The organism is Streptomyces sp. NPDC007907, assembly GCF_042959365.1.
In the GTDB taxonomy this organism is placed as follows: Bacteria; Actinomycetota; Actinomycetes; order Streptomycetales; family Streptomycetaceae; genus Streptomyces; species Streptomyces indiaensis.
In genome coordinates, this window is the sequence record NZ_JBIBKR010000003.1 from 162,159 (window position 1) to 175,411 (window position 13,253).

Annotated in this window: 11 protein-coding genes and 1 pseudogene; 7 read left to right on the forward strand and 5 right to left on the reverse strand. The window is 69.1% G+C overall.

Translation table 11 applies throughout. From position 1 onward, the window contains the following. The first annotated feature begins 56 nt into the window (after window positions 1-56). Together ACFZDI_RS12045 and ACFZDI_RS12050 are read left to right on the forward strand one after the other, a co-directional pair. Window positions 57-1,451: an alpha/beta fold hydrolase gene (locus ACFZDI_RS12045; protein ID WP_391249813.1), complete on the forward strand. Its 1,395-nt coding sequence runs from the start codon at window positions 57-59 to the stop codon at window positions 1,449-1,451. 540 nt (window positions 1,452-1,991) lie between these two features. Then, window positions 1,992-2,300, forward strand: a complete 309-nt coding sequence (locus tag ACFZDI_RS12050) for a hypothetical protein (protein ID WP_391249815.1) — start codon at window positions 1,992-1,994, stop codon at window positions 2,298-2,300. A 491-nt stretch (window positions 2,301-2,791) separates the two neighbouring features. Here ACFZDI_RS12050 and ACFZDI_RS12055 read toward each other — a convergent pair whose 3' ends face one another. Next, the gene (locus ACFZDI_RS12055; RefSeq protein WP_391249817.1) at window positions 2,792-3,049 is read right to left on the reverse strand and encodes an SUKH-4 family immunity protein; all 258 of its coding nucleotides are present in this window, start codon (window positions 3,047-3,049) and stop codon (window positions 2,792-2,794) included. A 568-nt stretch (window positions 3,050-3,617) separates the two neighbouring features. Between ACFZDI_RS12055 and ACFZDI_RS12060 the strand changes: the two genes are divergently transcribed. After that, on the forward strand, window positions 3,618-4,124 hold the full coding sequence (locus ACFZDI_RS12060; RefSeq protein ID WP_234845967.1) for a lamin tail domain-containing protein: 507 nt from the start codon (window positions 3,618-3,620) through the stop codon (window positions 4,122-4,124). Between the two features lie 605 nt (window positions 4,125-4,729). Here the strand turns inward: ACFZDI_RS12060 and ACFZDI_RS12065 are convergent. Together ACFZDI_RS12065 and ACFZDI_RS12070 are read right to left on the reverse strand one after the other, a co-directional pair. Beyond that, window positions 4,730-5,033, reverse strand: a pseudogene (locus ACFZDI_RS12065) (DUF4158 domain-containing protein); the annotation flags it as partial. Window positions 5,034-5,254: 221 nt separating this feature from the next. Continuing rightward, a complete protein-coding gene (locus tag ACFZDI_RS12070; protein WP_234846037.1) occupies window positions 5,255-5,716 on the reverse strand; it encodes an ATP-binding protein in 462 nt (153 codons plus the stop codon). Between the two features lie 664 nt (window positions 5,717-6,380). On the opposite strand from ACFZDI_RS12070, the gene ACFZDI_RS12075 reads away from it, so the two are divergent. The 4 genes from ACFZDI_RS12075 (at window position 6,381) to ACFZDI_RS12090 (ending at window position 11,413) form a co-directional block, all read left to right on the forward strand. Further along, on the forward strand, window positions 6,381-7,316 hold the full coding sequence (locus ACFZDI_RS12075; protein ID WP_391249820.1) for a family 16 glycosylhydrolase: 936 nt from the start codon (window positions 6,381-6,383) through the stop codon (window positions 7,314-7,316). A 530-nt stretch (window positions 7,317-7,846) separates the two neighbouring features. Further along, window positions 7,847-8,944 (forward strand): aminotransferase class I/II-fold pyridoxal phosphate-dependent enzyme, encoded by a 1,098-nt coding sequence (locus tag ACFZDI_RS12080; protein ID WP_391249822.1) that lies wholly within the window; start codon window positions 7,847-7,849, stop codon window positions 8,942-8,944. A 41-nt stretch (window positions 8,945-8,985) separates the two neighbouring features. Further along, on the forward strand, window positions 8,986-9,978 hold the full coding sequence (locus ACFZDI_RS12085) for a Gfo/Idh/MocA family protein (RefSeq protein ID WP_234846039.1): 993 nt from the start codon (window positions 8,986-8,988) through the stop codon (window positions 9,976-9,978). A gap of 127 nt (window positions 9,979-10,105) precedes the next feature. Beyond that, a complete protein-coding gene (locus ACFZDI_RS12090) occupies window positions 10,106-11,413 on the forward strand; it encodes a nucleotide sugar dehydrogenase (RefSeq protein ID WP_391249824.1) in 1,308 nt (435 codons plus the stop codon). Here the strand turns inward: ACFZDI_RS12090 and wecB are convergent. Together wecB and ACFZDI_RS12100 are read right to left on the reverse strand one after the other, a co-directional pair. Beyond that, window positions 11,401-12,504, reverse strand: a complete 1,104-nt coding sequence (gene wecB, locus ACFZDI_RS12095; RefSeq protein WP_391249826.1) for a non-hydrolyzing UDP-N-acetylglucosamine 2-epimerase — start codon at window positions 12,502-12,504, stop codon at window positions 11,401-11,403. The genes ACFZDI_RS12090 and wecB overlap by 13 nt on opposite strands. Further along, window positions 12,501-13,154 (reverse strand): acyltransferase, encoded by a 654-nt coding sequence (locus ACFZDI_RS12100; RefSeq protein ID WP_234845979.1) that lies wholly within the window; start codon window positions 13,152-13,154, stop codon window positions 12,501-12,503. The genes wecB and ACFZDI_RS12100 overlap by 4 nt, the downstream gene beginning before the upstream one ends. Window positions 13,155-13,253: the final 99 nt, after the last annotated feature.

Genomic DNA, 13,253 nt, shown 5'->3' on the forward strand with positions numbered 1-13,253 from the left:
GCATGGGAGGGCGCGTCATATTTGCGCGCGGGGTGGAGCATCGTAGCGTCCCCCGCATGACCGCAAGCACATCTCACCAGCCTGCCTCCCTCACCCGCCGCACGGCCCTGACCGGGCTCGCCGCGGGGGCGGGCGCGCTCGCCGTCGGGAGCACCGCTCGTACCGCGGCCGCCGCGCCCACTGCGCCTTCGGCGGCGCCCAATCCGACGCCGGGAGCGATGCAGCTCTTCGCCGATCCCGGCTTCAACTTCGCCGGGTTGCTCGCGTTGGGCGCCGCAGGCATGCGCGCCTCCGAGGTCGGCGAGGTGCTGACCGCGGTCAACGCCATCAACGCGGCGGGGCTCTCCGAGCAGACCTACACCGACACCTTCCGGTCCTGGGGCGACCGGCTATCCGCTCCCCCGGCGGTGGGCCGGGACGGCCGCGGGACGCCGTCGCAGACCCGCCGTTTCCGCTCGCTGCGCGCGGCCCAGTACTACGGCCAGGCGCTGTTCTACGTCCTGGGCACCGACCAGCCCGGTGACGAGGAGGCGGTCTACGAGGAGGGACGCAGGGCCTGGGACACCTTCGCCCGGCTCTGCACGCCCGCCGCCATCACCGCCCGGGTCCCGTGGCGCCGGACCCGGCTGCCGCTGTGGTTCTTCCGCCCGGACGGCCCCGCCGAGCGGCGCCCCACCGTCATCCTCACCAATGGCAGTGACGGGCAGAACGTGGACATGTGGACCTACGGCGTGTCCGCAGCCCTCGACCGCGGCTGGAACGCCCTCGTCTACGACGGTCCCGGACAGGGGCAGCTGCTGTTCGTCGAGGAGATCCCTTTCACCACCCGCTGGGAGACGGTGGTCGCCCCGATCGTCGACTGGCTGCTGCGGCGCAAGGACGTGGACGGCCGACGGATCGCCCTTACCGGCCTCAGCATGGGCGGCAATCTCGCCCCGCGCGCCGCCGCCTTCGAGCACCGGCTCGCCGCCTGTGTGGCGATGCCCGGATGCCTCAGCCCCTGGCTCGGGTTCGACGAGGCACTGCGTGACATCGTCACACCCGACAAGGAGGAGACCAACCGGATCTGGAACGAGGAGGTCGTCCCGCAGCTGACCCCGCAGGAGGCCTTCAACGTCAAGAAGCGCTTCGAGGTGTTCGATCGGCAGGCGCTGCGCCAGGCGCGCCAGGGCAAGGTCCTCACCGACCTCTGGACACCGGCGCAGGTGGCCATGGGCCTCGACATCACCGGGATCGTCGGAAGGATCAAGGCCCCGACGCTCGTGCTGGACTACGACTTCGAGCAGTTCTACCCGGGCCAGCCGCAGGAGATGTACGACCTGCTGCGCACGCGGCGGGACTACGTGAAACTGACGAAGGCCACCGGGGCACAGTTGCACTGCTCCCCGATGACCCCTCAGCAGCACTGCGACGTTGTTTTCGACTGGCTCGCCGACGTGCTCCGGCGCTGAGTGCTCGGGTGTGCGCTCCTTGGAAAGTGACGTTCCAGGAGCGGAAGGGGCTGACGGGAGGACGGACCGCCGGCCAGTCGCCATACAAGCCTGGACGAGCGGTAGATCGCTTCCCTGCTTGAGGGGCACCTCTAGCAGGGCCTGGCACCCCAGGCCGGATCGACGACGCCCTGGAGCTCGCGACCGCGGTCAACCGCGGGCCCTATGGCAGCCTTGGCCGTGGCCAGCGCCTGGGCCGCCGTCGAAGCACTGTTGACTCACCCCGGACGACCCCAGGGGGAGCACGAGCGGTTCGGGAAGGCGGTCAGCCGATCGAATGGCGGCCGTCATCGCCTGTTCGTGGCCCCCAGCCGATCTCACCGCCCTCGCGACCGTCACAAGCCCAGCAGGAAGGACGACCTCGCTCGGGGAATCACGGCCTGCGCCACACCCCAAGAGCGCGCCCGCCCGGTCGCTGAGGCGCTGATCACGGGCTGCGCCTCAGCTCTGGACTTCACCGGGGCACCCACGAAGTACAGCGACCGGCCCGCAGCCCAACGCATGGCCGACCTGGTGACGGATCCCCGACCGGTGCTGGGCGACGTCGCAGACGCCTTCCGGACCGCGCTGCGCCGGCTGTACCGCACACGGAGCATCATCCTGCACCGCGGCGCCACCCAGGGCGTGGCGCTGGAGGCCTCGCTGCGCACCGCCGCCCCGCTGGTCGGCGCGGGTTCGGACCGCATCGCGCACGCTGCGCATGCCGAAGACCTCGACCCACTCGACCTCTCGGCCCGGGCCCAAGTCGCCCTTCAACTCGTCAACGGTGAGACATGGCTTTCCGTTGTCGACCGCCTGAAACCCGCCTGAACGACCCGACGTCGTCGAGAGTAGGGCAGTAGCTCATGCGGATGGGCCGCCCTGCTCCTGCTGCATAGCGGCAGCGTCCAGCGCCAGTGCCACGCCCGCAGGCGCTCCCTCAGTGCGCTTCGGTCCACACCGCGGGTCTTGTTGGCATGGCAGCTGGGACACAACGCCAGCAGGGGTTGTCCTGGCTGCAGTGCGACAGGGCAGGACAGTGAGCAGACAGTCCGGGTTCTCTCACCGGTCCTGGCTGCGCAGCAAGACCGCCTCGCGGGCGGCGCCGCTGCGGACACGGCACTCTCCGGGAGTCAAGATCCGATCCTGGTCACGGCCGGCCGCCTCCCCTGTCTCGGATCACCGACACAATTCGCGGTGTCGCACGCGCCAGGGCACCGTTTTGGCGCGCATCTTCCGACGTGCGAAGGGCTCCTCCTGCCGGAGGAGTTCGCCTCTCGGCTGCTGTACTTGAAGCGCTGGCCCATGGCGATCGTTGGCTCCTACCGACCAGACGGCTTCCTCGTGCCGTTGAGGGTGAACTCCTCGATCAGGCGCTGGAACCAGAGGGTGACCTGGATCAGTGACGAGACGTCCGTGTGGAGTTCCTGCACGGTCTCCTCGTCGGGGCCGAAGGCGTGTGCTGTGTCCGATACGGGATCGAGGGCGAGGTGCGCGTTGAGCAGCCAGCCAATAACGGGCCAGGCGTCCGCGCCCTCCGCAGCGTCCTCGAAGTCCTCGATGTGAGCGACGTGCTGCACGAGGGTTCGCCGCGGGTGACAAGGAGACGCACAGCCAAAACTCCGAACTCCCCGGCAGCGCAGGCACCCTGGGACTCTCCTTGGACTGAACGGTCACAGCGAAAGCGGCAGCTGGTCGACTCTCTCAGCGAGCCGCGGGAACTGCCCTGGCCTCCCTCGGCTCACCGCCTGCCTCATCACACACCGCCACGCCCAACGCCCTTTTTCGCATCTCCGACGTGTAGGGGCGTGGGGGCATTGAGCCTCGCTGTTGCTCACTTTCGGGTGACAACCCGAGCCGCTGCGGGGTGGTGCACCCTGGCGAACAGACCCCACGCCTCAAGGCCCACAAGGGGTGCAGGTCCGCGGGCGCGTCAACTTCGCACCCAGGGAAAATAAGTGGATGTTACATCCGAGAGTCATAGAAAGTTGGACAACAGGTAACAGAGGCCATGTTTCCCCCTCGACTTCTCCACGGCATGGACAGAGTGTGTGTGCGGCCAGCCGGCCGCGACCGCACACGCACCAACGTCCCCGGTCAGCCCCTCGTGGTTGGGCCGGGGAGGGTGTCCGCACGTGAGGGGACCTGATGTCCGCTTCCGCTTCTGCCACCGCGCGCCGTCTCGCCGCCGCAGCGCTCACCGCTGGCACGCTCGTCTCGGTGGTGACGCTGCCGGCGTCCGCCGCCGACCACGCCCGCCACGAGCGGCCGAAGGTACAGATCTCGGCTGTCCAGTACAACTCCCCCGGCCCCGAAGACGGCTCCAACCGCTCCCTGAACCGCGAATGGGTGGAGATCACCAACACCGCCCGCCGCGCGGTCAACCTCGACGGCTGGACCCTTCGCAACGAGGACGGCCACACCTACACCTTCGACCACTACCGCTTGGACGGCCGCGCAACCGTCCGCATCCACACCGGCATCGGCCGCGACACCGACACCGACCTCTACCAAGACCTCCGCCACTACGTCTGGGACAACCGCTCCGACACCGCCACTCTCCGCAACGACCGCGGACGCTTCATTGACGACGAGTCCTGGGGCCACCACCGCCACGGCGGCGGTCACCACCACGGCGGTCGCCACCACCGCTGACCACCTGCTGCGTGCGTGACCGGCAACCGGCCCCCACGTGACGGCTGAGTTGCACGGTCGTTGAGCAGCACAACTCCATATGCCGGGCCCCGGGGATGCTGTTTCCCCCGGGGCCCGGCCCTGGCAGAGAGCCTGTGCCGCATCACGTGCACGCTGTTCTGAGCACGTCATCGAATGAAGGCACCCGCACGCCGAGCCTCCGTAGCCGGTTCCCCACGGCTTCGAACGTGACAGGGGGAGGCGGAAGCAGTCCAGCAGGACTCCGGCCACACGCGCCGCCGCGCACCTCCCGGGCAACGAAGTCTCGGTCCAGCCGGACGTTGCCGAGCTGCGCACCCCGGGTGCGCTCGGAGGTGCCGCGGCGACGTCGCCGCACCGCGACGGATCCTCGGAGTCGACGACCGACCGCGCCGACGAGGAGCTGTCCGGCCCAGCGGCGACCTGACCCGCCGCGGGATCAGCGCGGGGCGGGCAGTCCCGCCCGGGAGGAGACTCACCAGGGAGCCTCGGCTGCCGCCAATTCCGGCACGTACTTGTAGAACGTCGCCCGCGAGACGCCCAGGACCTTGGTAATCGACGTGATCGTGTTCTCCGGATCGGTCAGCAGAGAACCGCGAACCGTCCGGCGTCTTCAGCGTCGCCACCAAGTCCCCGGGCAGTGCCCGCGAAGGTGGCGTGCAGCCGCACGTCCTTGACCATTCGCACCTCCGACACCTGCCTGGCCAGCACGCTCACGCCCGGCAACAGCACCCGGTTGCGGCGCAGCCAGCCCACCGCGTGGTGGAACAGCGCCTTCGGACCCTCGGTTTGCGTCGCCGCCGGCGCAATCCGGTGGACCGCGATGAAGACCCCGATGGCCTGGTCGACCGTCGAGTGAGAGGTGACCGCATGGCGTAGCCAGGCGTTCTCCTGCCCCAAGTGAGTGAGGTATCGCCCCTCTCGTGAGGGAGGGGGCCGTGACATGCGGGCGGGCGTCACCACCAACTCCGTCGGGGACAGGGTCTCCCTCAATGCCTGCCTTCGGCTGCGGCGTCAAGACATGTGATCTTCACCGGCCGGCAGCATCGGCGCGTGAACACCGTCAGCCCAACGGCACGCCGATCACGGCCGACCGGGCCGCGCTGTCCGTCTCACAGCAGGCGGCCTGCCGGGTGGCCGCCGGGGTCATCGGCCAGCACGATCGCAGCCTTCACCCGCTTGCCGACCGGCTCTCGGCGGATCTCGAAGCTGCGGCACACCGCCATCACGATCTCCAGTCCGTGCTGGCCCACCCGGCCCGTGTCCGCGACCTGAGGCACCGGCAAGGCCGGATCACTGTCCCACACGCTGATCTCCACGGCGCCGTCAACGACCTCCAGGTCCAGCAGACTCGGGCCCGGAGCGTACTTGTGGGCGTTGGTCACCAGCTCGCTGACCACCAGCTCCACCAGACCCATGGCCCGCTCCGACACCGGGATCCCGTGAACGGCCTGCACCTCGGTCATGAAACCGCGCGCGACATGCCGCGCCTCAGCGATCCGCTCCCCGCCCTCGAAAGCGACAGCGGACAGCACCGGACGGCCCGCCAGCGGCTGGTCCTCGTTTTCATGCACCACCGGCACCACACCGTCACCCTCGTCCTGAGCAACCCGGCCAACGGCGCACGGATACCCACGAAACACAGCCGCACGCCATCTTCACGGACTGTCGACAGATCCCCGCTACTGTCATGGCGGCATCATAAACTCCGTACGCATAGCGACAGACGCCGCACTGACGGATCACTTCGAGCACGACCTCCGTCGAGTGGTGCTCCCGCTCCGAGGCTCGCCCGCAGGCAGCGGCTGGCGGCTCAGTCCCTTCGCAGTCGTCCGCGGCCCGGGGGCTGTCGTGCGGCGCAGAAGCGAAGAAGACGTTGAGGCCGGTGACGTCCATGAAGGCCGTGGCTCCTTGCCCGTCACGACCGCCATCATGCGCTCGGCCACAGCAGGCCGACTGTCCATCGCCTGCTTGAGCTGCTCGTTCTCATCCCGAAGCCGAGCGGTCTGCTCAGCATCCGATTCCGCTGACGAGTTGGACGCTGCCGACTGCGCGGGATAAGGGGCCGGTCAGGGTAATCGGCGTCTACGTGGGCGAAGGCGGCTTCGGCAGCGCAACGACGCGCCGACGCCTGGCACACCCCGGACTTCCGCACCACGTTCCCTAAAGTCATCCACGCACAAATATGGGCAAATGCGGCACACGCCGGTGTGCCGGCCGTTGAAGGAAGGGCCCTGAATGAGATTCCGGTTGCGCGGCCGCCGCGCATGTCTGACCCTCACGGCCGCGCTGGCCGTGTTCTCCCTCGGCAGCGGGGCAGCTCCCACCAGCGCGCTGCCCGCACCTCCGCAGGGATGGCGCGTGGTGTGGGCCGACGACTTCACCGGCCGCGCCGGCAGCCTTCCCGACGGCAGCCGGTGGATCATCGACCAAGGCACCCAGTACCCCGGCGGACCACCGCACTGGGGCACCGGCGAAGTCCAGACCTACACCGACGACCCCGCCAACCTCCGCCTGGACGGCCAGGGCCGCCTGCGCATCACACCACTGCGCGACCGTGCCGGCCGGTGGACCTCCGGCCGCATCGAGACCCGCCGCAGCGACTTCCAGCCACCGAACGGCGGCAAACAGCGCATCGAAGCCCGCATCCAACTGCCATCCGTGACCGGGTCCGCCGCCGAGGGATACTGGGCCGCCTTCTGGACACTGGGGGCCTCCTACCGCCAGGGCATCCCCGTACCGGAGGCCGGCGAGTTCGACATCATGGAGAACGCCAACGGCCTCAACCGCATCTGGGGCGCCCTGCACTGCGGCACACCAGGCGGTAAGCCATGCAACCAAGACACGGGCGTGGCCGCCGACACCGCCTGCACCACCTCACCGTGCACCGGCAACTTCCACACCTACACCCTGGAATGGGACCGCAGCAGCCCCACCGAGTACCTGCGCTGGTACGTCGACGGCAGACTCTTCCACACCGTCAGCTCAACCCAGCTGGACCCGGCCGCCTGGAAGGCCGCCACCGGCCACGGCCACTTCATCCTGCTCAACCTCGCCATCGGCGGCAGCTTCCCCGACGCTCTCGCCGGCCACCACACCCCCACCGCAAGGACCCGGCCCGGCAGCCCCATGCTCGTCGACTTCGTAACCGTCCTCACCACCGCACCGCGCTGACAGCGCCGTGACACCGCCACCCCGGCTCCCACTCCGGCCGCCACCTCCATGATCAATGCCAGCGAGAAGTGACGCTGCTCGGGCGGTCGAGGAACTATGAGCAGGCTCAGCGCACTCGCCATGTTCTGTGTCGGGTGCGGTCCCGTCGCCACTGCCGTCGCAGTGGCGACGCTTGTCGACGCCCGCCGCGTGCGGAGCACCGCAGTTGCCCAGGCCTGGATTGCCTGCAACGCGGCCGCCGTCGCTCCGAGGCAGGGCACGGTGCAGACCACCCGGCGGGGAGACGCTTCTCCGGCTACGCCCAACGCGATCCGCACGCCTGCACCACCGCGACGCCCAAGCCGCTGCCATGTGCGCTCAGCAGGGTGGCGGCTGTACGGCCCGCAGTCGACGGATTCCTGATTCGAGGCACGAGTGCCAGCCTTCATCGGCCATAAGGGTGGATATGTGACGGCCAGGAAAAACCGGGTGCGGTGAGGAGGAGTTGTCCGTGGGTCGACTCTCTTTCTCCCTCCGAACGGAGAAGTCCAATGACCCGCTCCTTTCCACCGATCCCGGCTGCCCGGCCCGTGATCGGTGAACCCGAGATCGCGGCGGCCGTACGCGTTCTGCGCAGCGGCCGCGTCGTCCAGGGACCAGAAGTGGCCGCCTTCGAGGAGGAGTTCTCCGCACTGGTCGCCGGCCGCTCCTGTGTGGCGGTCAACTCCGGAACCTCCGCCCTGCACCTGAGCCTTCTGGCCCTCGGTATCGGACCAGGGGACGAGGTCGTCGTGCCCTCGTTCTCGTTCGCCGCGACCGCCAACGCGGTACGTCTCGCGGGTGCCGAACCTGTGTTCGCCGACATTACGCCCGACACCTACTGCCTCGACCCGCTCGCCGCATCAGCGGTGATCGGCCCGCGCACCGCGGCCCTCATGCCGGTGCACCTGTACGGGCATCCCGCGCCCATGGACGGGCTGATGGAACTTGCCGCACGCCATGGACTCGCCGTGCTGGAGGACGCCTGCCAGGCGCACGGAGCCACCCTGCACGGACGCCCCGTGGGGAGCTTCGGTGCGGCGGGGTGCTTCAGCTTCTACCCGACGAAGAACATGCACGCCCTTGAGGGCGGCATGATCACGACGGACGATCCGCGCCTTGCCCGCACTCTCCGGCTGTTGCGGAACCAGGGCATGGAACAGAGGTACGCCAACGAGATCGTCGGGGCCAACATGCGGATGACCGACGTCGCAGCGGCCGTCGGCCGTGAGCAGCTGAGGCAACTGCCGGCCTGGACGGAGCAGCGACGGGCCAACGCCAAGGTGCTCGATTCCCGCATCGCGGGGGTGTCCGTTCCTCACGAGACGGACGGCGCACGGCACGTCTACCATCAGTACACGGTTCGCATTCCTGGCGGTCGCCGGGATGCCGTGCAGCGGGACCTGGCACGACAGGGCATCGACAGCGCGGTGTACTACCCGGTCCCGATCCACCGGCTCAGGCCCTACCAGGACCAGGGCGGGCCCGTCCTGCCCGAGACCGATCGGGCGGCTGCCGAGGTTCTGTCCCTCCCGGTTCACCCGAGTCTCGAACAGGCTGAGCTGGAGCGCATCGCCGGGGCCGTGAGCGATGCCGGAGGGGAACGGTGAACCGGCTTCCCCTGCGGGCCGGGCTCATCGGTCTGGGAGCGATGGGGCGCAATCATGCCCGAGTGCTGTCGTCGCTCGACGGTGTCGACCTGGTGGGCGTCATGGACCCGGCAGGAGATGCCACCGGTGCCGTCCGGAGCGCCCCCGTTGTCGCCACCCTGCCGGAACTGCTGGCCTTGCGACTCGACTACGCGGTGGTCGCGTGTCCCACGGCGGCGCACGAGGAGATCGGGATGGCCCTGGCCGAGAACGGCGTGCCCGCTCTGATCGAGAAACCGCTCGCCCACTCCGTGCCCGCGGCACAACGACTGGTCGACGCCTTCAGCCGAGCCGGACTGGTCGCCGGAGTCGGACACATCGAACGGTTCAACCCGGCACTGCAGAGCCTGCGTTCCCGCCTCGAGTCGGGAGAACTGGGAGATGTGTTCCAGGTGGTCACGCGCCGCCAGGGGCCGTTCCCGCACCGCATCGCCGACGTCGGGGTGGTCAAGGACCTGGCCACCCACGACATCGACCTCACCAGTTGGGTCACCGGCCACGACTACGTCTCGGTCTCGGCGCGCACCGTGTCCAAGAGCGGCCGCCCTCACGAGGACATGGTGTGCGCGGTCGGTGACCTCGTCGACGGCATCATGGTCAGCCACCTCGTCAACTGGCTCAGTCCCTACAAGGAGCGCTTCACCGCGGTGACCGGTGAGCGCGGCTGCCTCGCCGCGGACACTCTCACGGCAGACCTGACCTTCCACGCCAACGGAGCGATGACCACCGAGTGGGAGGCGCTACGTGCCTTCCGGGGAGTCGCCGAGGGCGACATGGTCCGCTACGCCATCCCCAAGCGCGAGCCGCTCCTCGTCGAGCACGAGCGGTTCCGTGATGCCGTGGAGGGCAAGGCGACGGACATCGTCACTCTCGATCAGGGGCTGCGGACGGTCGAGGTGGCGGAGGCGGTCCTCGACTCGGCACGGAGGAAGGTGTCCGTGGACCTGCGAAGTCCCCGCACCCAGACCCTGGCGATGGTCACCCAGCGGTCATGACGGCCACCCCAGCAGAGCGCCGGACTAAGGAAGTCCCGTTGGGCCGGCGAACAGCTTCTCCCGAACGACGGGGTGGCCGTTCGGGTCGCCGCGCTGAATCGAAACCGACCCCTAGGAGGAATCAGCCGTGCAGATCTGTGTAGTGGCGCTCGGAAAGATCGGCCTGCCGCTCGCCGTCCAGTTCGCCGCAAAAGGCCACTACGTCATCGGCGCCGATGTGAATAAGAACGTCGTCAGGCTGGTCAACGAGGGCGTCGAGCCGTTTCCCGGCGAGGCCGACCTCGCCGGGAAGCTGAAGGACGTGGTCGCAGAGGGCCGGCTGGTGGCCACCACCGACACCACGTCGGCGGTCGCCGATGCCCGGGCGGTGATCCTCGTCGTCCCGCTGTACGTCGACACCGAGGGCGTCCCCGACTTCGCCTGGATGGACGCGGCGACAGAAGCCGTGGCGCGCGGGCTGCAGCCCGGCACACTCGTGTCGTACGAGACGACACTGCCCGTCGGAACCACGCGCGGCCGCTGGGCCCCCATGCTCGAGCAGGGCAGCGGACTGACCGCGGGCCGCGACTTCGCGCTCGTGTTCAGCCCCGAGCGGGTACTGACCGGCCGGGTTTTCGCCGACTTGCGCCGCTACCCCAAGCTCCTCGGCGGCATCGACACGGCGTCAGCCCGCCAGGGTGCCGAGTTCTACGAGTCCGTCCTCGACTTCGACCCGCGCGACGAGCTGCCCCGCCCCAACGGGGTGTGGGACCTCGGCTCGGCAGAGGCCGCGGAGTTCGCGAAGCTGGCCGAGACCACCTACCGTGATGTGAACATCGGGCTGGCGAACCAGTTCGCACGGTTCGCGGACCGCGTCGGTGTCGACGTGGACCTGGTGATCGACGCCTGCAACTCGCAGCCGTACAGCCACATCCACCGCCCGGGCATCGCCGTCGGCGGTCACTGCATTCCCGTCTATCCGCAGATGTACCTGTGGAACGACTCGGAAGCGACGGTTGTCCGGGAAGCCCGTGCGACCAATGCCTCGATGCCCGAGTACGCGGTCCGCCGGCTTGCGGAGGTGTACGGCGACCTGACCGGCGCGGGCGTGCTCGTACTCGGTGCGGCCTACCGGGGCGGCGTCAAGGAGACGGCCTTCTCCGGGGTGTTCCCGGTCGTCGAGGCGCTCCGGACGCGGGGCGCCTCGCCGTACGTGTCCGATCCTTTGTACGGGGCCGACGAGCTGCGTGCACTCGGCCTGCCGCCGTACACCGGCCAGGCGGTCACGGCCGCAGTCGTCCAAACCGATCACGGCGAGTACCGGGACATGGGCTCCGACCAGTTCCCTCAGGTGCGCGTCGTGGTCGACGGACGGCGGATCCTTGACCGGGACCGTTGGGCCGGGGCCGAGGTCATCGTGCTCGGTGCCACGTCACCGGCGGCTCAGCGGGCATGAAGTCCCCCCGCGTGATCCTCCAGCGCCCGCACCACGCGGCCTGCCGCTCGGCCGTCGCCGTACGGCATGTCGCGTGAGGCGCGGGAGGCGGGCCGCAGGACGGTGTCCGACCATGCCTGGGGGCTCAGTTCACCCGGGTTCGGCACGAGCGTGTTCCAGCCGCCCCGGAGCGTTTCCGGCCACTCCGTCTCCGTGCGGATCGTCGTGCAGACACGCTCCAGCAGGAACGCCTCCTTCTGGAGTCCTCCCGAGTCGGTGATCACGCCGCACGAGCCGAGGATCGTGGCGATCAGCTCCGCGTACGGCAAGGGACGGCTGGCATGGAGGGAGCCGTGGATCAGCTTGATGCCGAAGTCCTCTGTCCGCGCGAGCAGCCGCGGATGGGCGGCCAGGACGACCGGCACCGGCAGACCGGCCAGGGCGTCCACGAGGGCGGCGAGGCGTTCGGGATCGTCCGTGTTCTCGGCCCGGTGCAAGGTGGCGAACAGGTAGGGCTCCTGGGCGTCGAGGGAGACCGGAAGCGCCGGGGCGCAGGCCTCACCGTTCAGGACCGTGTCCCTGACACGCAGGCACACATCGACCATGACATCCCCGGTCAGGACCACCCGTTCGGCCAGACCCTCGGCCGCCAGGTGGCGTACCGACTCCTCGGTGGGTGCGAGCAGCAGATCGGCGGCGTGGTCGGTGAGGACGCGGTTGTGCTCCTCGGGCATGCGCCGGTTGAAGGAGCGCAGCCCCGCTTCCAGGTGGGCGACGGGGGTGTGCTGTTTGGCCGCGGACAGGGCCCCGGCAAGAGTCGAGTTGGTGTCTCCGTAGACCAGCACCCAGTCGGGCCGTGCTGCGGCGATGACGGGATCAAGGGCTGCCAGGATGGTGCCGGTCTGCACTCCGTGGGTTCCGGAGCCCACACCCAGGTGCACATCGGGCTCCGGGATGCACAGACCGGAGAAGAAGACGTCGGACAGATCGGCGTCGTAATGCTGACCGGTGTGGACAATCACGTGGTCGTAATCCGTATCGCCGAACGCTGCGGCGACCGCGGCGAGCTTGACGAATTGGGGGCGCGCCCCGACGACACTCATGACCTTCATGGGTTCGGCTCTTCTCGGTACGGGGTTGAAAGCTCGGTCAGCATGCCGTCCTGTTCCGCGTAGAGCGCTCCGTTCCGTGGGCATGCCCAGACACCCATCCGGTCCGGCAGCGCGCGAAGACGCTCGCCGGCTTGTCCCACCCATCCGATCCGACGAGCAGGGACTCCGGCGACGAGGGCGAAATCAGGCACGTCCCGGGTCACGACAGCGCCGGCGGCGACCATCGCCCAGCGGCCGATGCTGACCGGAGCCACGCACACTGATCGTGCGCCGAGTGACGCTCCCTCGGCGACCCGGACGCCGACCGCGTCCCAGTCACCGGCGCGCTTCGGCCGCCCGTCCGCGTCGACCGCGCGAGGATGGTGGTCGTTCGTGAGGACGACCGCAGGCCCGACGAAAACGCCGTCGGCCAGCTCGGCCGGCTCATACACCAGTGCATAGTTCTGCAGCTTCACCCGACGGCCGATCTTCACCCGGGGGCCCACGTAGACACCACGGCCCACGACGCAGTCAGAGCCGAGCACGGCTCCCTCGCGAATCTGGGCGAGTTCCCACACGGTGGTACCGGGGCTCAGCACGGCCGTATCGTCGACCTGCGCACCGGGTGCGATCCGGATCTGCGGAAACGCCGCTTTCCCGCTTTGGTTCATGTGCTGAGCAACGAGCGCGGGCTGCTCCGGGTACGTTCTTCGGTCCTACTCCGGTGAGATCAGGTCCACGGTTGGAGTATTAGGCCGTTCGGACCCAGT